The sequence below is a fragment of the Glaciihabitans sp. INWT7 genome (assembly GCF_014217685.1).
GTDB lineage: Bacteria > Actinomycetota > Actinomycetes > Actinomycetales > Microbacteriaceae > Lacisediminihabitans.
In genome coordinates, this window is the sequence record NZ_CP043653.1 from 2,563,841 (window position 1) to 2,584,132 (window position 20,292).

Genomic DNA, 20,292 nt, shown 5'->3' on the forward strand with positions numbered 1-20,292 from the left:
GCCAACCAATCAAAAAACGGCAGAGTCTCCAGTGGCAGCGACGGGCGCCCCAGCCGGCCCGCTGACCGGGCGGATCGGCCGCATCCTCTCGAACCAGCAGACGATCCTGCTGCTGGTGCTCGTGGGCATGATCATCCTCTTCTCGGTGCTGAACCCCGTGTTCTTCACGACGGATGTCTTCGGCAACATCCTGCTCGACTGGGGACCGATCGCCCTCATCGCCGTCGCAGAGACATTCGTCGTCATCTCGGGCGGAATCGATCTCTCCGTTGGCGCCACCCTCGGATTCGCCGGAGTCATCGCCGCCTATGCGATGCAGGCGATGACCGGAGCGGGTCTCCCTGACGGCCTCGCCATCTTCTTCGGCACCCTCGTGGCCGCGGCGGTCGGCATCGGTGTCGGTCTGATCAACTCGCTCCTCATCAACCGCGCTCACCTCGTGCCGTTCATCGCCACGCTCGCCACCCTGGGTGCCGCGGGCGGCATGTCCATCGTGCTCACCGGCGGAGCGCCGATCGGCAATGGCCCGCCCTCCGCCATCTCCCTCAGCGTGCCGTGGCTCGGACCGCTCTCCTGGCCGGGGATCGTCGTGATAGTCATCGTCGTGATCACCGGCCTCTACCTGCACAAGTCCCGCTTCGGGCGTTACACCTTCGCCGTCGGCTCCAACCCCTTCGCTGCCCTCGCGGCCGGAATCAACGTGAAGCGCCAGATCACCAAGATCTACGCGCTCTCGGGCTTTCTCTCCGGCCTCGCCGGCATGTACCTCTACCTGCGGCTCGGGTCGGGCGCCCCGACCTCTGGAGCCGGCAACGAGCTCGATGCGATCGCCGCGGTCGTCATCGGTGGTGTCGCCCTCTCCGGCGGAATCGGTCGCATGACCGGTACAGTGCTCGGCTCCCTGATCCTCGCCACCGTCACCAGCGGTCTCATCATCATCGGCGTCGAGCCGAACTGGAAGCAGGTTGTGGTGGCCATCCTCATTGCCGCCGCCGTTTCGCTCCAGGCACTTCGTTCGAAGGGAAGAACCTCATGACCGACAGCCCGCTCTACGAAGTCCGCAACATCTCGAAGAGTTACGGCAGTGTCGTCGCCCTCGAGAATGTGAGCCTGCAGGTGCGCGCCGGAGAGGTGCTCGGCCTCGTCGGAGACAACGGCGCCGGTAAGTCCACCCTGGTCAAGGCGCTCTCCGGGGCTCACCTCCCGGACACGGGAGAGATCCTGCTCGACGGCGTCGCCCGTCGGTGGAAGAGCCCACACGACGCGCTCGAATCGGGAATCGAGACCCTCTATCAGGACTCGAGCCTGGCTTCACACCTCTCCGTGTCGTCCAACGTGTTCCTCGGTCGCGAGCTCACCGCTCCCGGCATCCTCGGCAAACTCGGTTTCCTGGCCCAGAAGAAGATGGACTCCGTCGCCCACGCGGACCTCGAGCGCGTCGGCATCGCGGTGCCGGCCTCCAACCGCCCGGTGGCGCAGCTCTCCGGTGGACAGCGTCAGGCCGTGGCCATCGGACGTGCCGTGTCGTGGGCTCGCAAGGTGATCATCCTCGACGAGCCGACCAACCACCTCGGGGCGCGTCAGGCCAAAGAGGTGCTCGAGGTCATCCGCGCGGCCAAGGCCAAGGGGCTCGGAGTGATCTTCATCTCGCACACGCTTCCGCACATCCTCGAGGTCACGGACCGCGTCGTGGTGCTGCGCCTCGGAAGGGTCGTGCACGATGCGCCGACGTCGAGCTTCACCGTCGACTCCCTGCTCGGCACGATCACCGGTCTCATCACCGAGGCGATCCCGACGCTCGACTCGTAGCGCGACCGCGCCCTTCAGTCGGTGAGGCCGAGCACCCGTTCGAGATAGGCATTGCGGAAGCGATGCTGCGGGTCGAGGCGCTCGGCGAGCGACGTGAATTCTGCCAGCCTCGGATAGAGCGCAGCGAGATCCGCCACGGCCATCGTGTTGACCTTGCCCCAGTGGGGGCGGGCCCCGAACGGCGCGAGTGCGGCCTGGATCTGAGGCACCAACCGGGCGACCGCCTCCGGTTCGTTCTTCCAGGTGAAGTGGATGGCGAGGCTGGGACGCCCGTTCGCCGTGCTCAGCCAGAGATCATCCGCTGCAATGGTGCGCAACTCCGTGATCAGCAGGTGCGGCGCGATGGACTCACCGAGCGCGCGCACGGCGGCCAGAGCCTCGGGCGCCGTGCGGCGATCCACAAAGTACTCGGTCTGCAGTTCGTCGCCATTGCTCGGCGTCGAATCGAGCCGGAAGTGCGGCAGCCGCTCCGACCACGGGCCGGGGATGCCTCCCTGCACCGTCGTGTTGCTCTCTCCCTCGACCAGTGAGACCTCCGCCGTCGACGCGACAGTCCCGAACAGCGTCGGTGGCATCGAGCCGGATTCCCCGGGCGCCAGTCGTGTCTTGAACCACGCGCTCTGCAGGCTGTCACCCCGCCAGTCGGTGAAGAGGCTCACGCTGTACGCCGCCGCGGTGATCTGCTCGAACTCGGCAAGCACATTATCCCAGGGCAGACCGGTGTACACGTCCTGACGAACATCGAAGCTCGGCTGGATGTCGAGGGTCACGCGGGTGACGATGCCGAGCGCGCCGAGGGAGACGACCATCCCGTCGAACTGCGGATCGCTGCGGTCGACCTCGAGCAGCGTGCCCTCCCCGGTCACCGACTGCAGCCCCGCGACCGCGGTCGACAGATTGCCGAGGGCGTTGCCTGAGCCGTGGGTGCCGGTCGCGATCGCACCGGCCACGGAGATGTGAGGGAGCGAGCCCATGTTGTGCAGGGCGAAACCCCGATCGGCCAGCCAGCTCGCGAGCACCCCGTACCGGGTGCCGGCGGCGACCGACACGGTCATCCGATCGGTGTCCAGTCGCGGTTCCGGCTCGCGCTCCACCAGCGACACGAGAGTTCCCGTGGTGTCGGCCAGGTCATTGAAGGAATGACGGGTGCCGAGGGCCCGGATGCGGGGAGAAGCGATCACCAGCGCCTGCAACTCTTCGACGCTCTCTGGCCTGCGCAGTTCCGCTGCACCGAACCGGTAGTTGCCCGCCCAGTTGACGCCGACCTCGCTCACGGCTCAGCCCCGGGGCACCGCACGCACGCCGAGCGTGCGGTACAGCTCGGTCAGCTGAGCAGGCTCGAGTTCGGCCGGCGCGCCGGTGAGCGGGTCGTTGCCGCCGCCGGACTTGGGGAACGCGATCACGTCGCGGATCGAGTCCGTGCCGGCGAGGAGAGAGACGACACGGTCGAAGCCCATGGCGAATCCACCGTGCGGGGGCGCCCCGAACGCGAAGGCCTGCAGCAGGAATCCGAACTTCTCCTGTGCCTCCTCGTGGGAGATGCCCATGACCTGGAAGACGCGCTCCTGCAGCTCGCGCGTGTTGATGCGGATGCTGCCACCGCCGATCTCGTTGCCGTTGCAGACGATGTCGTAGGCCCAGGACAGCGCGGACTCCGGGTCAGTGTCGAAGCTGTCGAGGAACTCGTCCTTCGGCGAGGTGAAGGCGTGGTGCACCGCGGTCCAGGCGCCCGCGCCGACCGCGACATCGCCGCTGGCGACCGCGTCACCGGCGGGCTCGAAGAGCGGAGCATCCACGATCCAGGTGAACGCCCAGGCCGCGGGATCGATCAGGTCGAGGCGCGCCGCGATCTCGCCGCGAAGGGCTCCGAGCAGTCCGCGAGAGGCCTTCACCGCACCGGCAGCGAAGAAGATACAGTCGCCCGGCTTCGCCCCGGTGTGGGCCGCGAGTCCGTCGCGCTCCGCCTCGGAGAGGTTCTTGCCGACGGGACCGCGCAGCTCGCCGTCCTCACCGACCAGCACGTAGGCGAGCCCCTTCGCACCGCGCTGCTTGGCCCATTCCTGCCAGGCATCGAGGGTACGGCGGGGCTGGTCTGCGCCGCCGGGCATGACGACTGCCCCAACATACGGCGCCCGGAATACACCGAATTCGGTGTCGGCGAAGTACTCGGTGCACTCGACGAGCTCGAGCTCGAAGCGCAGGTCCGGCTTATCGGATCCGTAGCGGCGCATCGCTTCGGCGTAGGTCATCCGGGCGATCGGGGTGGTCAGGGTCACGCCGATGGTGCCCCACATCGCGGAGAGCACCTCTTCGGCGAGGGCGATCACGTCGTCCTGTTCGACGAAGCTCATCTCGACATCCAGCTGCGTGAACTCCGGCTGGCGGTCGGCGCGGAAGTCTTCGTCGCGGTAGCAGCGGGCGATCTGGAAGTACCGCTCGAAGCCGCCGACCATGAGCAGTTGCTTGAAGAGCTGCGGACTCTGCGGAAGCGCGTAGAACGAGCCCGGCTTGAGGCGGGCGGGCACCAGGAAGTCGCGGGCGCCCTCCGGGGTGGAGTGGGTGAGGGTTGGCGTCTCCACCTCGACGAAGTCTCGATCGACGAGCACGTTGCGCACCGCCGCCGAGACCTTCGACCGCAGCTTGAGCGGATAGGCCGCGGACTCCCGCCGCAGGTCGAGGTAGCGGTAGGCCAGTCGGGTCTCTTCGCCCGGTTCGTCATCGAGCTGGAAGGGAAGCACGTCGCTCGCCGCGAGCACGGTGAGGCTGGTCGCTTCGACCTCGACCTCTCCGGAGGAGATCGCCGTGTTCACGTTGCCCTCGGGGCGCTCGCGCACGATGCCAACGATCTTCACGCAGGATTCGACCCGCAGGCTGTCGGCAGTGGCGACCTGGGCGTCGCGGAAGGTCACCTGCGCGATGCCCGAAGAATCCCGGAGGTCGATGAACGCCACGCCACCGTGGTTGCGGATTCGCGCCACCCAGCCGGAGAGTGTGACTTCGTTGCCGGCATCCGATCGCTGGAGCGAGGAGGCGTAGGTGGTTCTGTACATGGGTATCCCTGGGCTGTCGGTGGTCGCGAGACCGACTACCAGCCTAGGACACTGGTCACCACGAGGCCCGCTCCCTGCTGAGCGTGACCAGCCGGTGGATGCCGCCGATCGCCGCCGCGGACACCACGCCGAAGGTGATCGAAGCCGCAAGACCGAGGAAGGGATTGGAGACGAAGAGCTCGCCCGCGGTCACCGCGACGCCGACATGATAGGCCGTGTAGATCGTCGCGGCGAGAAATGAGAAGACGAGATATCGCCGCACCGGCAGCTCGGTCGCGCCCGCCGTCATGGTGACCGCGACGCGCACGAAGGGCAGGAATTTCGCTCCGACGAGGATGACTCCGGGGCTGTGCTCGATGCGGGCGGATGCCCACTCGAGGCCGCGCTGTGCTCGCGCGCCCCGCATCCAGACCCACCTCCTCGGATGGATGGAGCGGCCGATCAGGAACGCGATACCGTCTCCCACCATCGTCGCCGCGGTCGCCACCTGCATGACCACGAGCGGGGCGGGTCCGTGCCCGGAGGCTCCGAGAGCCGCGAGCGTGACCACCATCGTCTCGCCCGGCACCAGCGGGAAGAAGCCGTCGATGACGAGCAGCGCCACGAGGACCACGAGTGCCCAGGGCGAACTGGCGACGGCGAAGACTACATCGGCGAATTCATTCACGAGCGCCCTCCGCCCGCTCCCTCACCAATCGGCGGAGTCCCCCCTTGGGCGGCACCGCCACGGGATGCGGCCAGCGCGGCTCCGTCCAGTCGCCGAGGGTGACCCGTCGGATCTTGCGATGGAGCAGCGGCACCACCCAGTCGCGCAGCCACTGGCCCTGGTCGGCCAGCCATCGGGAGGTCGATCGGGATTCGAGCGCGTCGAACTGCTTCGGCGTGATGGAGTGCCGCACGGCGAGCAGGTCGAGCACCCGGGCGGCGAGCAGTTTGTGCCCGAACTTAGACAGGTGCAGGCGGTCGGGCGACCACATCCGCGGGTCCCGGTAGCCGTCGAAGGTCCAATAGTCCACGAGCGTCGCCCCGTACTTCTGCGCGATCCGGCGCACGCCCTCGTTGTAGGCGTGATTGCGACGGCGGAACAACCAGACGACCGGGTACAGCGGAACGTCGTATCCCGTGAACAGCAGGAGCGTCGCTCCGGTCTCGGACAGCGCCTTCACGAGTCTCTCGTAGTCCTCGAGGATGGATCGGATCTCCGTGCCCGGGTCGAGCACGTCGTTGCCTCCAGCGTAGAGGGTGACGAGGCTCGGATGGAGCCTGACGGCGGCGTCCAGTTGATCGGTGACGATTTCGCGGATTCTCTTGCTCCGCACCGCGAGGTTGGCGTACTGCCAGCCGGGTTCGGCTTTCGCCAGCTTCTCGGCGACGCGATCGGCCCAGCCGCGCACGCCGTTCGGCAGTCGCGCATCCGGATCCCCGACGCCCTCGGTGAACGAGTCTCCCAACGCGACGAAGAGTCGCACCGGGGTGACATCCTCGCCCGCTCGCGATGCCCTGTCCGTTCTGGTCACCGTCGCAACAGGAGCGCGTGCTGGGCGATCGCGAGTTCGAAGTGATGGATCAGCAGTTCGCAGACCACGGGCCAGGTACGGCCCTGGACGCTATCGAAAGCGGCCTCGCCGAAGGCCGCGCGCTTGGCATCGTCGCCCACGAGGTCCAGCACCCGACGGCGCAGTTGGCCAAGGTCGCCCGGGGTGTACAGCCACCCGGTGCGCGACGAATCCACCAGGTCGACCGGGCCGCCGCGACCCGTCGCCACTACCGGCACTCCGGATGCCATCGCCTCCTGGATGGTCTGACAGAAGGTCTCGAACTCACCCGGATGCACGAACAGGTCGACGCTGGCCAGGGCCGTCGCCAGCTCCTCGCCGCCCAGGAATCCGGTGAAATACGCCGTCGGAAGCAGGGCTTCGAGCGTTCCCCTCTCCGGGCCGTCACCGACGATCACCAGTCGAGTGCCCTCGATTCCGGCGAGAGCGGCGAGATCTTCCACCTGCTTCTCGACCGCGAGTCGCCCCACGAAGCCGATGAGGGTCTCGCCGTTCGGCGCTGCCTTCGCGCGGAACGCGGCGCTGCGCTTGCCGGGGTGGAAGCGGGTCGTGTCGACCCCGCGCCCCCACAGCTCTACTCGCGGAATACCGTGCTGCTCGAGTTGCCGAGCCGCGGACAGGGAGGGAGCAAGAGTGCGGGTCGCCAGCTGGTGGATCGCGGTCACGCGCTGCCAGGCCAACGCTTCGAGGAACGGAAGACCGTACTTTCCGAGATATCCCGGCACGTCGGTCTGGTAGACGGCGACCGTCGGCAGGCCGAGTTGGTCGGCCGCCTTCGCGGCGCGTCGCCCGAGTTCGAATGGCGAGGCGAGATGGACCACGTCCGGAGCGAAGCTCGCGAGGATGCGCCGGACCCTGGAGACGCCACCGACGGCGAGGCGCACATCGGAATATCCGGCGACGGAGACGGATGGCAGCCGCACGACCCGCACGCCGTCTCCGCGATCGACGTCGTTCGCGTCGATCGCCGACGGGGCGATCACCAGCACTTCGTCGCCCCGACTCACGAGATGCTCGAGAACACGCTGCAGCGAGTGCGTGACCCCGTTGACGAGGGGAAGGTAGGTCTCAGCGACAATCGCGATCCTCATGCTTCGACGCTGCCATCCGCCCGTAGTCAGCGACCTGCTTTCGGGTGTCTGTCAGCCAAGGGCGAGGTGAACTCTTGGGTTCAGCGCCGCAGCGTCGACCGCGGTCAGTGATCTCCGCCGAGGTTGCCCGCGAGGCGCGCGTGCATCGCGGTGCTGGCGAGGTTCATCCCCGTGATGCTCACGGTCTTGCCGTGTCGTTCGTACTTGTCGGTGATGCCATCGAGAGCCGCGACGGTGGACGCGTCCCAGACGTGCGACTCAGACATATCGATGACCACCCGTGCGGGATCGTCCGCATAGTCGAACTGGGTGGTGAGGTCGTTGCTCGAGGCGAAGAAGAGCTCTCCATTCACGGCGTACCGTGCGGTGGCGACGCCGTCCTCTGTCGTGAGCGTCCGTTCGACGGTCACGAGGTGCGCGACCCGTCGGGCGAATGCGACAGTCGCGACGACCACTCCGACCACCACGCCGATCGCGAGGTTGTTGGTGAGAACCACGACGATCACCGTCGCCACCATCACGATCGTCTCGCTTCTCGGCATCCGCTTCAGCGTGGACCAGCGCACGCTGTGCCAGTCGAAGGTGCCCACGGACACCATGATCATCACGGCCACCAGCGCCGCCATCGGTATGGTCGCAACCACGTCACCGAGGCCGACGACGAGGATCAGCAGGAACACTCCGGCGAGGAAGGTGGAGATGCGGGTGCGGGCGCCGGAGGCCTTCACATTGATCATCGTCTGGCCGATCATGGCGCAGCCGCCCATTCCACCGAAGAGCCCGGACAGGATATTCGCGGCTCCCTGGCCGAGAGTCTCGCGGGTCTTGTTGGATCGGGTGTCGGTGATGTCATCCACGAGCTTGGCCGTCATGAGGGACTCCATCAGTCCGACCAGCGCCATCGCCAGCGAGAAGGGGGCGATGATCGCGAGGGTCTCCCACGCGATCGGAACATGCACGATGAACAACTGCGGCAGGCTCTTCGGCAGCGCTCCCTCGTCGCCGACTGTCGGCACCCTGATTGCGGTGACAACGACCGCGAGAGTGATCAGGACGATGGCGACGAGGGGAGCCGGCACGACCCTGGTGAGCCGCGGCATCACGACCATGATGGCGATCCCGGCTACGACAAGCGGATACACCAGCCAGGGTACACCGATCAGGTTCGGCAGTTGGGCCGAGAAGATCAGGATCGCCAATGCATTGACGAAGCCGACCATGACGCTCCGGGGGATGAATCGCATCAGCTTGGCGACTCCGAGCAGCCCGAGAACGATCTGGAACACCCCTGCCAGAATGACGGCGACGATGAGGTAGTCGAGACCGTGGTCCCGCACGAGAGGGGCGACGACAAGCGCGATCGCGCCCGTCGCAGCCGTGATCATGGCGGGCCGCCCACCAATGAACGCGATAGACACCGCCATCACGAACGACGAGAACAGCCCGACGCGCGGGTCCACCCCGGCGATGATCGAGAATGAGATCGCCTCCGGGATCAGTGCCATCGCGACGACGAGGCCCGCGAGCACCTCACGGGTGAGGATGCGAGGCGATCGAAGCGCGGTCGACACCGTCGGCTCCGCCCGGTATCGCTGTGTTGTGGGACGTGTCGATCTTCTGGTGATTGCCAAGGTGGCCTCCGGACAGGGGGCTCTCTCGTGAGAGCCGGTGAGTAAGAGCGGTGAGCGCATCGGTGCGCAGTCCCAGCACAGTCGTGTTCGACTACGGGGTGAGTTCGAGCTGGCGCTGGGTTCGAGCAGAGACTGAGATCGACCAGAGACTGAGATCGAGCAGAGGCTCAGGAGAATATCGACCAGCGCTGCAACACTACTCTAACGTAAGGGTTACTTGTGAGGAGGCACGACATGGAGCGAGCTGAAGCGACGATGCACATCGGCGAACTCGCGGAGAGGACCGGCCTGTCCCTCCGCACGATCCGGCACTACGACGAAGTGGGGCTCCTCGAACCCACCGGCCGTACGGTGGGGGGATTCCGACTCTACACGCACGACGACTTCGGTCGCCTGATGCTGATCCGCCGCATGAAGCCGCTCGGCTTCACCCTCGAGGAGATGACCGAGCTGTTGCGGATCATCGATTCGTTCGGCAGCGACCGGGCGGGATCCGACGATCCCGGGGAGTCGCACAGTCCAGTGCAGACGCACAATCCCGTGGAGCGCGCGAAACTCGACAGCTTCATCGCCCAGGCCGTCGAACGGCGGGCCAAGCTCGAGCAGCAGCTGGCGATGGCCGATGAATTCCTGGAGCTTCTGCGCGCGCAGTGAGACTTCCGCCCGGCGCGGCAGACGATCACAGCGGGTGCCCCCACAGGGATTCGAACCCTGACTGGGACGATTTTAAGTCGTCTGCCTCTGCCGATTGGGCTATGGGGGCGAGCAGCACCAGTCTGCCAGTCCATCCGCCCGGTCGACCGGAGCGATGAGCGTGCGGCTACGCCTTCGGTCGCGACGCGAAGGTCTCGAAGGCCTCGCGAGGGGTCTCGCGGGCTTCGATCGACACGACGTCACGTCGCAGCACGAAGTTGTCGACCCAGCCGCTGAAGACACGGATCTTGCGCTCCCACGTGGGGATCGCGAGCACGTGGTATCCGCGGTGCATGAACCAGGCGGGGATGCCCGTGATGCCGATCTTGCCCGACTGGAACGCGCCCTCACCGAGTCCGAGGCCGGCGACGGCTCCGAGGTTCTTGTGGAAGTAGTCCTTCGGCAGGTCCCCGCGAAGGGTCGCGATGATGTTCTTCGACATCAGCTTGCCCTGGCGAACGGCGTGCTGCGCGTTGGGAACACAGTAGCCACCGACGCCGGCACCCGTGAGGTCAGGAACGGCCGAGACATCGCCGGCGCCCCAGGCATCCGCCACCACACCGTCGTCGTTGATGACCCGGAGGTCGGGCTGCACGCGAAGGCGACCGCGCTCTTCGATGGGAAGGTCGGTGTTGCGCAGCATGGGGCTGGCCATGACGCCTGCCGTCCAGACGATGAGGTCGGTTTCGAAGGTCTCTCCGGTGGAGAGCTCGATCACACCGTCGACCGCCGAGGTCAGCTGAGTCTCGAGGTGGATCTGGGCGCCGCGCTGGGCGTAGTTCTTGATGACCCAGAGGCTCGTCTTGAGCGACACCTCCGGCATGATGCGCCCCATCGCCTCGATGAGGTGGAAGTGGGTGTCATCGAAGGTGATGGTGGGGTAGTAGCGCAGCAGGGCGCTGGCGAGACTGCGCAGTTCGCCGAAGATCTCGATGCCGGCGAAACCGCCACCGACCACCGTGAAGGTGAGCAGGCGGTCGCGCTCGGGGCCGGCGGGAAGAAGGGCGGCCTTGTCGAAGTTGGTGAGCACGCGGTCGCGGATCGCGGCGGCCTCTTCGATGGTCTTGAGGCCGATGGCCTGGTCGGCGACTCCCGGAATCGGGAAGGTACGCGAAACGGATCCCGCGGTGACCACGATGATGTCGTACTCGAACTCCCACGGGTCGCCGATGTCCGGCGTGATCGTGGCGGTCTTGTTCGCGTGGCTGATGGCGGTGACCTTGGCCGTGATGATCGTGGTCTTCTCGAGATGACGACGGTGGGAGACCACCGCGTGACGCGGCTCGATCGACCCGGCCGCGACCTCCGGAAGGAAGGGCTGGTAGGTCATGTAGGGAAGCGGATCAACAATAGTGACCTCGGCCTCACCCGGCCGCAGTGAGCCCTCCAGCTTGAGAGCAGTGTAGAAACCGGCGTAGCCGCCGCCGACAATCAGGATTTTAGGCACGTCGGTAAGTCTATGGCCTGCGCCGCGGACCCTTGGACTCTCGTAGTCGAATCGCCTCGCGGAAAATGCTCCGCAGCACAAGAATCAGCAACGTCGCAAACACAGCGTAGACCAGAACCGGTATACCGATGTCTCTCAGATCGCCGACCGCGGGCAACACCCGGCCGAAGGGGCTCAGCGGCCCCGCGACCGCCCTCGGGGCCGGGCTTGCCGACGGGGGCGCCGAACTCGTCGGAGCCGGCTCGGTGGTCGCAACAGCCCGCCGATTCAGACGGATCCAGTTCTTCAGATCGTCCGCCGGATCCGCTGAGACGCTCGCCACTGTGGCGCTCACGGCGGCGGATGCATCGAACAGGCCACTGCCGTAGACGATGGGGTTGCCCTGGGAACGGGCGGTGGCCGTGAGCCGGTTGATCACATTGCCGGCGCTGAGACCGGGATGCGAGGCCTTGATCAGGGCAAGCACGCCTGCCACGAGCGGAGTGGCGCCACTCGTGCCCGCCCAGCTGTAGTACCCCCCGCCCGGAGCCGCTCCGACGAGCCCTTCGCTCGGGGCGGACACCGAGAGGGTGATGCCCTGCGACGAGGCGTCGAAGCTCGCGGTGCCGTTCTGGTCGACGCCGGCGACGACAACGACCCCCGGCATGGTGGCCGGAGCGCCGACTTCCGCGGTGCCGCTGCCCCGGTTGCCGGCGGCGGCGACCACGATCACCCCCTTCTCCATGGCGTAGAGGAAGGCATCATCCCAGCTCGTCGGCCAGTCGAGAGTGTTGCGAGTGAGCGACATGTTGATGATGTCCGCGCCATGATCCACGGACCAGCGCACGGCTTGCGCGATCTGGTCGTCGGAGCCGACGCTGCCGACGCCGAAGCCCACCGACACAGAGAGGATCTTGGCCTCCGGGGCCACCCCGAGGATGCCGAGGCCGGTTCCGTGACCGTGCCCGGCGAGCAGGGAGGCCACCATCGTGCCGTGCTGGCTGTCGGAGCCGATAGGAGTCTGTCCGTTCGCGGAGCCCACCCCCGAGACATCGGTTCCCCCGATCACCGTGCCGGTGAGGTCGGGATGCGATCCGTCGACACCGGTATCGATCACCGCGATCGTGACGCCCGCGCCCTTGGTCGTGGCCCACGCCTTCTGCACGCCGTAGTCGGCGAGCCAGTACTCACGGTCTCGGATGTTGTCCGCCGATGCGGGGGAGGCCAGAAACACGGTCGCCGCGATCGCCAGTACGAGGGCGGCTGCCACCCCGACGCGGGCCCGTCTCACGGTGCCGCCAGTCACGGTGCCGCCCGTCACGGTGCTCCTAGTCACACTGGCAGACCAGCGGCGACCAGTCCGCCTGCTCGAGCGCGAGATCGCCGATGGGGTTCACCCCGGGTCCCGCGGCGAGTGAGTGGCCGGCGAGGGCATGGAGGCACTTGACCCGGAGGGGCATGCCCCCGGCCGAGATGCCCGCGATCTCCTCGACGAATTCCAGGCCCTCCCGGTCGGCGAGGTAGGCGCGGTGGGCGTCGAGGTAGTGCGCTCCGACGGTCTCGTCGGCGAGCAGCTGCTGCAACTGCGCCATCACACCGTTGGCTTCGAGGGTGGAGATAGCGGCGGTGGCGGCGGGGTGGGAGAGGTAGTACAGCGTGGGGAATGGCGTGCCATCGTCGAGACGCGGACGGGTGGCCACCACAGTGGGGTTGCCGCAGACGCAGCGTGCGGCGATGCCGATCACGTTGCGGGCGGGTCGTCCGAGCTGACGGGACACCGCGTCGATGTCGGCCGCGGTCGGAGCCGCGAAGGGTGGAGTGGTCATGTCTGTATCGACTGCCTGTTACTTCGACTGGCCGGAGATGACCGGCGCGACGATCTTGTTTGCCGGCGCATCCGTGAGTCCGGCGGTGAATACCGAGGAGAGCATGGATTTGACCCAGTCCACCTGGGTGGTCTGCAGCTTGTCACTGATGGGCTGGCCGTTGGCTGTCGTCGGGGTGGCAGCGGCGGCATCCGTGATCAGGTAGCTGTACTCACCGGGGAAGACGTAGTCGAGACGTTCACGAGCGAGAGCTTCGATGTACTTGGGATCGCTCCAGCGCGCCTTCTGTCCCTTGAGGTCCTCGACCGCATTCTTCGACGCAGCGACCTCGGCCTGCAGGGTGGCGATCTGCTGGCGCTGTTCCACCAGGATGCGCAGCGACGGTGCGAGCACGACGATGAACATCACGATGAGCACGAGTGCCGTGATCGCGAACCCGGACAGACGGATGCTGCGCAGCCACTGTCCGGAAGGCGCCTCCGCGGGCATCTGCACGGGAACACGCTGCACCGGCACACGCCGCGAAGAGCTGCGCGTGCGCCGGGTGCGGCTGTCCTTGGTCATGCCTCGAGCCTAACCGCGCGAATCCGCCCGGCCTCTCGACACGTCGCTGGCGCTCCCACTCGGTGAGGGAGCGTCAGCCCTTGAAGCGCGGGAAGGCGCTGCGCCCGGCGTAGACGGCTGCCTCGGCGAGCTCCTCCTCGATGCGCAGCAGCTGGTTGTACTTGGCGACGCGCTCGCTTCGTGCCGGCGCTCCCGTCTTGATCTGCCCGGAGTCCGTCGCGACCGCGAGGTCGGCGATCGTGGTGTCCTCGGTCTCGCCTGAGCGGTGCGAGAGCATCGCCGTATAGCCGGCGCGCTGGGCGAGGGAGACCGCATCCAGGGTCTCGGTGAGAGTACCGATCTGGTTCACCTTGATGAGGATGGAGTTGGCCGCACCGAGGTCGAGGCCCTTCTGCAGGCGGGTCGGGTTGGTGACGAACAGGTCGTCGCCCACGATCTGCACCTTGCCGCCGAGCTCGGCGGTGAAGTGCTGGTAGCCCTCCCAGTCGTCTTCCTGCAGCGGGTCTTCGATCGACACGAGCGGGTAGTTCGCGGCGAGGTCGGCGAAGTAGGCGGTGAGCTCGAGCGCGGAGAGCTGCTTGTTCTCGAAGTGGTAGGAGCCGTCCTTGTAGAACTCGGTGGCGGCGACATCCGTCGCAAGGGCGATGTCGTGGCCGAGCGTGAAGCCGGCCTGCTCGATCGCCGTGGCGATGAGGTCGAGAGCCTCGCGGTTGCTCGACAGGTTCGGGGCGAAGCCGCCCTCGTCGCCGAGTCCGGTGGAGAGTCCCTTCGACTGCAGCAGCGACTTGAGAGAGTGGTAGGTCTCCACGCCCCACCGCAGTGCCTCGCTGAACGTCGAGGCGCCGAGCGGCACGATCATGAATTCCTGCACATCGATGTCGTTGTCGGCGTGAGAGCCGCCATTGATGATGTTGAGGAGCGGCACGGGAAGGGTGTGCGCGTTCGGTCCGCCGACGTAACGGAACAGCGGCAGGTCGGCCGAGTCTGCTGCGGCCTTCGCGACGGCGAGTGAGACACCGAGGATGGCGTTGGCGCCGAGCTTCTTCTTGTTGTCAGTGCCGTCGAGCTGGATCATGGCCTGGTCGATGAGGCGCTGGTCGGTGGCGTCGAAGCCCTCGAGGGCCGGTCCGATCGTGTCGATGACGGCCGCCACGGCCTTCTGCACGCCCTTGCCGCCGTAGCGTTTCTTGTCGCCGTCGCGCAGCTCGTAGGCCTCGAACGCTCCGGTGGACGCCCCGGAGGGAACTGATGCGCGGGCGACGATGCCGTCTTCGAGAAGCACCTCGACCTCGACTGTCGGGTTTCCTCGGGAATCGAGGATTTCGCGGGCGCCTACTGCTTCGATCAAAGCCACGACGGGACTCCTTAACGTTGGGGGATTTGCGTTCGCCATCTTACTCGGCGGCCCGTTCCCCCACTCGGCGGCCGTGCTCCTACTCGGTAGTGAGGGCGCGCATCCGCAGGTCGCCGACGGTCGTCGTCGTGGCCGACACCGTCGCCATCTCGACGAACCCGGATGCCGCAAGCTGCGCCAGCAGCGGCTTCAGGTTGCGCGGTGCGCGCTCCAGCCGCACGCGCCGCCCACTCTCGATGAGCTCGCTCTTCAGCCGCATCAGGATGTCGGATGTCACCTCGCTGTCATACACGAGGGCGACGCCTCCCGTGCCTTCGCCGTCCTGCAGCCGCGCGAGATCCACGATGCGTTCGAAACCGATCGAGAAGCCTGCGGCCGGCACATCCACGCCGAGGAAGCGACCGATCATGCCGTCGTACCTTCCGCCGCCCCCGAGCGAATAGGGCAGCTCGGGGTGCACGACCTCGAAGATGGCGCCGGTGTAGTAGCCCATGCCCCGCACGAGGAAAGGATCGAACTCGATGGTGGGTCTCGACGCCGCCGCGTCAGCGCCTCGATCGCCGGCACCGCCGACCGCCTGCCCGATGGCCACGAGCTCGGCCACCACCGCGTCATCCGCGCCCTCGGGGAGCGCCTTGCGGATGGCACGCTCGCCGAAGCTGAGGAACTCCATCGTCTGCGGGCGGCGGAAGAAGGTCTCGAGCGCGTCGACCGCCGCGGCGTCCACGCCGCGTTCCCGCAGCTCTGCGATCACGCCGTCCTGGCCCACCTTGTCGAGCTTGTCGATGGTGATGAGCACCTGGTCGTGCGAGTCGGCGGCAAAGCCGAGAGTCGTCAGCATGCCGATCAGCAGACGACGGTCATTGATGCGGATGGTGCACCCGACGAGGCCGAGAGCCGACAGAGTATCGGCGGTGGCCGTGAGCAGCTCGATCTCGGCGAGCGGGCCGGCCTCTCCGATGATGTCGATGTCGCACTGCACGAACTGTCGGTAGCGGCCCTTCTGCGGTCGCTCCGCACGCCAGACCGGGGCCGCCTGGATGGCGCGGAACACGGTGGGCAGCTCCGCTCGGTGGCTCGCGTAGAACCGGGCGAGGGGCACCGTGAGGTCGAAACGCAGCCCGAGGTCGGCGAGGTCGAGGGGGTCCGTCGCCGCGGCGATGTCGGCCGCGGTGAGGCCGCGCTTGAGCACCCCGTAGGCGAGCTTCTCGTTGTCGCCGCCGAGTCCGGCGTGCAGGCGGGCGGAATCCTCCATCACCGGCGTCTCGATCTCGTCGAAGCCGTGGGCTGAGAAGACCGATCGGATGACCGCGAGTACGCGTTCACGCCGCGCCTTGTCGGCGGGCAGGAAGTCACGCATTCCGCGCGAGGGATTTATCGGGCTAGCCATTCCTCGATTGTTCCACGACGGCAAGGTCCCGGATGCGACGGCCGTAGTGGTCGAGAGCCCGCTCGAACGCGGCGGTGCTGCGCTCCACATCCCTGGTGACGATGAGGTCGTAGTGCAGTCCGTACATCGTGACCACGATGATGCGCACCTCGAGCTCGGCGTCGGGCCGCGGAACCCCCAGCTTCACGAGTGCCTCGACACCGGCGCGGTGCCACCGTTCGAAGGAGGCAAGGGTGATGCGATCGGGGAGAAGGTCGCGGGACTCGAGCATCGCCGCCTCGAACTCGAGACGCTGCAGCTGCAGGCTGCGCTCATCGAGCGACAGTCGCCAGGAGTTGTGCAGGTTCTCGAGGTGCTGGTCGAGCAGTCCGGTCTCTTCGTCGACGGCGCCGACCACATAGTTCTGGCGCTCGGACACCGCAAGCATGACCTCGCGAACCAGTTGGGCGCGCGAGCCGAAATGGTAGACGAGCGTGTAGGTACTCACGGCGAGGGCCTCGGCAAGGGTGCGGAAGCTCAGCCCGGAGAGTGGCTTGTCGAGCAGGTAGTCGACGATTTCCGCGAGCAGCGCGGGCTTGCGATCGAGGTCCTTGGGGCGCGCCACGCGATTAACATAACGTACGTTTGAAGAATCGCGCCAGAGCGACTATGATGTGTCGAGGCATGCAGATGCCGGTGCCGTCGATGGAAATCCGGCGCTTGCTTTCCTCTCACAACCCCACCGCCCAACCGCTCAGAGATCTCCCCATGAGATCCATCGGCGAGGTGCGGTGCCCACAAGCAGGGCCGTCGGATCGGGTAATTCGTCGGCCTGTGCCCGAAGCGGCTTTCCACTGCGGAATTCCCAGTGAAACCAGCTGCTTCGGACTGAGGTGCCCCTCTCATTCGGGTTGAGGGGGGCACCATTTCATTTCGCTGCCGGTGTCTCTTCTCGCTCGGCTTACTTTTCGGCCCGGCGGATGTCTTCCTGGAGCTCGCGCAACGCGCCCCGGAGTGCGCGCTCGGCATCCAATCCCCTGGCCTTCGCCGCGGAGACGATGGACAGCAGCAGGGCGCCGAGCTGTTGCTCGTCGGGCTGTGGGGTATCGAACACTGCAGCCGCGGCATCCACCTCCAGCCCCACCCGGTGGGCGCGACCGATGAGCTTGTCGGCGAGCGCGAGCGAGGGCATGCCGTGCGGGATGCCGTCGAGCACGCTTGTGCGGTGCGGTTTCTCCTCCGCCTTGCGCACATCCCAGAGGGCGACGACCTCGTCCGAAGTGTCGGCACTCGCATCGCCGAAGACGTGCGGATGCCGCCCGATCATCTTCTCCGTCATATGCGCGGCGACATCCTCGATGGTGAATTCACCGGCCTCCGCTGCGAGGTCGGAGTGGAAGATCACCTGGTAGAGCACGTCACCGAGCTCCTCGATGAGATCCTCCCGCCGCGTCGGAGAAGCCGGCTCGCTCTCGATGGCGTCGACCAGTTCGTAGGTCTCCTCGATGAGGTACTGCACGAGAGACTCGTGCGTCTGCTCGCGGTCCCACGCGCATCCGCCCGGTGCCCGCAGGCGGGCGAGCACGGCGATCAGCTCGTCGAGCTTCGGGTGGGGAGGGGCGAGGGGTTCACTCATGGGTCCATCCTGCCGCGCCCAGCTTCGGCCGGGGGTCACCGGCCAGAATGAACTGTGCTCTCCCCCGCAGACCCGACGACCCGGGCCATCCTGCTGGTGCTGCTCGCCGGCTTGGTGGCGCTGCTGGTGTATCGCGCCGTGCGCAAGGATCGCAACGAGTTCCAGCGCTTCAAGCGTTTCGAACGCACGCGCAACCGCCAGCGGATGATGCGCAAGTGGTTTCTCGACTCTTTGACCGTGTTCGGGGGCGCAGCCGTGATCATCCTGCTGCTCGCCGGGCAGTTCGTGCCGCTCTTCCAGCGGCAGGTGGACGGCTGGCCCATCGGACTCTGGTGGCGTTCCCTGCTCGCCGACACGGGAGGTCTCGTTCCCGGCTTCGCGACGGGGCTCGCGGTCGCGCTCGTGGGTGGCACCATCGCCGCGGTCGCGCTTGCACGGCGATCCGAGTCCGTGCCGACGATCGGTGATATCGGAGCGCTCCTGCCCCGCAATCGTCCGGAATTGGTGCTCGGTGCGGTTCTCTCGGTGAATGCGGGAGTCGTCGAGGAGTTGCTGTTCCGTCTCGCAGTCCCTGCCCTCGTCTTCGGCGCAACCGGCAGCGCCCCGGTGGCCTTCATCGGCAGCGTGCTGCTCTTCGGTGCGTTGCACTTCTACCAGGGCTGGCCAGGCATCGTGGGAAACACCGTGATCGGAGCACTGCTGATGGTGCTGTACCTCGCCACCGGAAGCATTCTCGTGGCGATCGTGGCGCACGCCCTCATCGACCTTCGGTCTCTCGTGCTGATCCCTGTACTGGTGTTCGGGGTGCAGCGGGTGCGCGCTTAGCCCGGGGTCTGCTCGGCGTCACCCGCACGGCTCTCTTCCTGCGCAACCGGGGTGCGCGGCATCGCAACGGCCGCCGCGACCGTCGCGACCGCGGCGATCGCCACGGCGATGAACACGGCACCGGATGCCGCCTCCACGCTCGACGGAATCTTCTCGCTCCCCCCGATCGACTGGAAGATGCCGTTGGCGATCGCCCCGAAGATCGCGACGCCGAGGGCGCTGCCGATCGAACGGGAGAAGAGGTTGGTGCCGGTGACGACTCCGCGTTCGTTCCACTGAACGCTCGCCTGGGCGGCGATGAGGCTCGGTGTGGCGACGAGCCCCATGCCCAGACCCACCACGAAGCAACTCGAGGCGACGACGGCGATGCTCGGGGTCTGGCTGGTGAGAGCGAGAATCAGCGTGCCGGTCACCGCCACGGCCATGCCGATGAGCACGGTGTTGCGAAAACCGATGCGCAGGTACAGCTTGCCGGACTGCGAGGCCGCGATGGGCCATCCGATGGTAAGCGCGGCGAGGGCGAGCCCCGCGACGAGGGGCGGTGCTCCGACCGAACGCTCGAGATAGGTGGGCACATACGAGGTGAGCCCGATGAGTACCGCGCCGACGCCCAACGAGATGAATGCGGTGGTGAGGAGGAGCCTGCGAGAGAAGACCCACAGTGGCAGCACCGGTTCGGCAGCGTATTTCTCCGCGATCACGAATCCGGCGAGCAGAACCGCTCCGAGCGCGAAGGCACCGATGCTCTGCGGCGCATTCCATGCCCAGGCCTGGCCGCCCTCGAGCACAGCCAGGATGATCAGACTGAGCGATGCCGTGAGCAGGATGGCTCCCAGGTAGTCGACCCGGTGTCGCGTGCGCTCGATCTTCTCGTGGAACACTCGCACCAGCAGCACCATCGCGAGGATGCACAGTGGCACGTTGACAAAGAAGATCCAGCGCCAGGAGAGGAACTGGGAGAACACACCGCCGAGGGTCGGTCCGACGACGGACGACACGGCCCAGACGCTCGCGAGGTAGCCCTGCGTCTTCGCGCGTTCGGCGACCGTGTAGATGTCTCCCGCGATCGTGATGGCCATGGGCTGCACGGCTCCCGCACCCAGTCCCTGGATGGCGCGGAACGCGATGAGGGCCGGCATGCTCCAGGCGAATCCGCAGAGGATCGAGCCCACGAGGAACAGAGCGATGCCGATGAGGATGATCGGCTTGCGGCCGAGCGTATCGGAGAGTTTCGCGTACACCGGCACCGAGACCGCCTGCGCGAGCAGGTAGATCGAGAACAGCCACGGGAAGGCGGAGAAGCCGCCGATGTCTCCGACGATCGAAGGGACTGCGGTCGCGAGAATCGTGGAGTCGATCGCCACGAGGCCGGTCGTCACCATCAGCGCGATGAGGATCGGACCGCGCTCGGAACGGAATCCCACGTCGAGGGTCTGGGGCGGAGAAGTCATTAACTCTGTAA

Annotated in this window: 19 protein-coding genes and 1 tRNA gene; 4 read left to right on the forward strand and 16 right to left on the reverse strand. The window is 66.8% G+C overall.

Going from position 1 to position 20,292, the window contains the following annotated elements; genetic code table 11:
- Positions 1 to 31: 31 nt before the first annotated feature.
- Together F1C58_RS12375 and F1C58_RS12380 are read left to right on the forward strand one after the other, a co-directional pair.
- Positions 32 to 1,036: an ABC transporter permease gene (locus tag F1C58_RS12375; RefSeq protein WP_185201394.1), complete on the forward strand. Its 1,005-nt coding sequence runs from the start codon at positions 32 to 34 to the stop codon at positions 1,034 to 1,036.
- Positions 1,033 to 1,809: an ATP-binding cassette domain-containing protein gene (locus F1C58_RS12380; protein ID WP_185201395.1), complete on the forward strand. Its 777-nt coding sequence runs from the start codon at positions 1,033 to 1,035 to the stop codon at positions 1,807 to 1,809. Before F1C58_RS12375 ends, F1C58_RS12380 begins: the two co-directional genes overlap by 4 nt.
- A gap of 14 nt (positions 1,810 to 1,823) precedes the next feature.
- Here F1C58_RS12380 and F1C58_RS12385 read toward each other — a convergent pair whose 3' ends face one another.
- The 6 genes from F1C58_RS12385 to F1C58_RS12410 form a co-directional block, all read right to left on the reverse strand.
- Positions 1,824 to 3,083: a D-arabinono-1,4-lactone oxidase gene (locus F1C58_RS12385; RefSeq protein WP_185201396.1), complete on the reverse strand. Its 1,260-nt coding sequence runs from the start codon at positions 3,081 to 3,083 to the stop codon at positions 1,824 to 1,826.
- A gap of 3 nt (positions 3,084 to 3,086) precedes the next feature.
- Positions 3,087 to 4,859 carry an aspartate--tRNA ligase gene (gene aspS / locus F1C58_RS12390; RefSeq protein WP_185201397.1) on the reverse strand — a complete coding sequence of 591 codons (1,773 nt, stop codon included), beginning with the start codon at positions 4,857 to 4,859 and terminating at the stop codon, positions 3,087 to 3,089.
- Positions 4,860 to 4,914: 55 nt separating this feature from the next.
- Positions 4,915 to 5,526, reverse strand: coding sequence for a DedA family protein (locus tag F1C58_RS12395; protein ID WP_185201398.1), 612 nt, complete (start codon positions 5,524 to 5,526; stop codon positions 4,915 to 4,917).
- Positions 5,519 to 6,376: an SGNH/GDSL hydrolase family protein gene (locus F1C58_RS12400; protein WP_255461096.1), complete on the reverse strand. Its 858-nt coding sequence runs from the start codon at positions 6,374 to 6,376 to the stop codon at positions 5,519 to 5,521. The genes F1C58_RS12395 and F1C58_RS12400 overlap by 8 nt, the downstream gene beginning before the upstream one ends.
- Entirely contained in the window at positions 6,373 to 7,506 is a 1,134-nt protein-coding gene (locus F1C58_RS12405) for a glycosyltransferase family 1 protein (protein WP_185201399.1), read from the reverse strand. The genes F1C58_RS12400 and F1C58_RS12405 overlap by 4 nt, the downstream gene beginning before the upstream one ends.
- A gap of 104 nt (positions 7,507 to 7,610) precedes the next feature.
- Entirely contained in the window at positions 7,611 to 9,077 is a 1,467-nt protein-coding gene (locus tag F1C58_RS12410) for a SulP family inorganic anion transporter (RefSeq protein ID WP_255461097.1), read from the reverse strand.
- Positions 9,078 to 9,371: 294 nt separating this feature from the next.
- Between F1C58_RS12410 and F1C58_RS12415 the strand changes: the two genes are divergently transcribed.
- Positions 9,372 to 9,791 carry a MerR family transcriptional regulator gene (locus F1C58_RS12415; RefSeq protein WP_185201401.1) on the forward strand — a complete coding sequence of 140 codons (420 nt, stop codon included), beginning with the start codon at positions 9,372 to 9,374 and terminating at the stop codon, positions 9,789 to 9,791.
- A 35-nt stretch (positions 9,792 to 9,826) separates the two neighbouring features.
- Here the strand turns inward: F1C58_RS12415 and F1C58_RS12420 are convergent.
- The 9 genes from F1C58_RS12420 to F1C58_RS12460 form a co-directional block, all read right to left on the reverse strand.
- A tRNA-Leu gene (locus tag F1C58_RS12420) sits at positions 9,827 to 9,900 on the reverse strand.
- 57 nt (positions 9,901 to 9,957) lie between these two features.
- Positions 9,958 to 11,277 carry an NAD(P)/FAD-dependent oxidoreductase gene (locus F1C58_RS12425; RefSeq protein ID WP_185201402.1) on the reverse strand — a complete coding sequence of 440 codons (1,320 nt, stop codon included), beginning with the start codon at positions 11,275 to 11,277 and terminating at the stop codon, positions 9,958 to 9,960.
- Between the two features lie 10 nt (positions 11,278 to 11,287).
- Entirely contained in the window at positions 11,288 to 12,592 is a 1,305-nt protein-coding gene (locus F1C58_RS12430; RefSeq protein ID WP_370543657.1) for a S8 family serine peptidase, read from the reverse strand.
- Positions 12,585 to 13,082 carry a DUF501 domain-containing protein gene (locus F1C58_RS12435; protein ID WP_185201403.1) on the reverse strand — a complete coding sequence of 166 codons (498 nt, stop codon included), beginning with the start codon at positions 13,080 to 13,082 and terminating at the stop codon, positions 12,585 to 12,587. The genes F1C58_RS12430 and F1C58_RS12435 overlap by 8 nt, the downstream gene beginning before the upstream one ends.
- An 18-nt stretch (positions 13,083 to 13,100) precedes the next feature.
- Positions 13,101 to 13,646, reverse strand: coding sequence for a septum formation initiator family protein (locus F1C58_RS12440; protein ID WP_185201404.1), 546 nt, complete (start codon positions 13,644 to 13,646; stop codon positions 13,101 to 13,103).
- Positions 13,647 to 13,719: 73 nt separating this feature from the next.
- A complete protein-coding gene (gene eno, locus F1C58_RS12445) occupies positions 13,720 to 15,000 on the reverse strand; it encodes a phosphopyruvate hydratase (protein WP_185201405.1) in 1,281 nt (426 codons plus the stop codon).
- Between the two features lie 79 nt (positions 15,001 to 15,079).
- Positions 15,080 to 16,390: a histidine--tRNA ligase gene (gene hisS / locus F1C58_RS12450; protein WP_185201406.1), complete on the reverse strand. Its 1,311-nt coding sequence runs from the start codon at positions 16,388 to 16,390 to the stop codon at positions 15,080 to 15,082.
- Positions 16,383 to 16,994, reverse strand: a complete 612-nt coding sequence (locus F1C58_RS12455; protein ID WP_185201407.1) for a TetR/AcrR family transcriptional regulator — start codon at positions 16,992 to 16,994, stop codon at positions 16,383 to 16,385. The genes hisS and F1C58_RS12455 overlap by 8 nt, the downstream gene beginning before the upstream one ends.
- Positions 16,995 to 17,330: 336 nt before the next feature.
- Positions 17,331 to 18,005: a YabN family protein gene (locus F1C58_RS12460; protein WP_185201408.1), complete on the reverse strand. Its 675-nt coding sequence runs from the start codon at positions 18,003 to 18,005 to the stop codon at positions 17,331 to 17,333.
- A gap of 54 nt (positions 18,006 to 18,059) precedes the next feature.
- Between F1C58_RS12460 and F1C58_RS12465 the strand changes: the two genes are divergently transcribed.
- Positions 18,060 to 18,830 (forward strand): CPBP family intramembrane glutamic endopeptidase, encoded by a 771-nt coding sequence (locus tag F1C58_RS12465; RefSeq protein WP_185201409.1) that lies wholly within the window; start codon positions 18,060 to 18,062, stop codon positions 18,828 to 18,830.
- Here the strand turns inward: F1C58_RS12465 and F1C58_RS12470 are convergent.
- Complete coding sequence (locus F1C58_RS12470) at positions 18,827 to 20,281, reverse strand: MFS transporter (RefSeq protein ID WP_185201410.1); 1,455 nt, start codon at positions 20,279 to 20,281, stop codon at positions 18,827 to 18,829. The two genes, F1C58_RS12465 and F1C58_RS12470, sit on opposite strands and share 4 nt — an antisense overlap.
- Positions 20,282 to 20,292 lie beyond the last annotated feature (11 nt).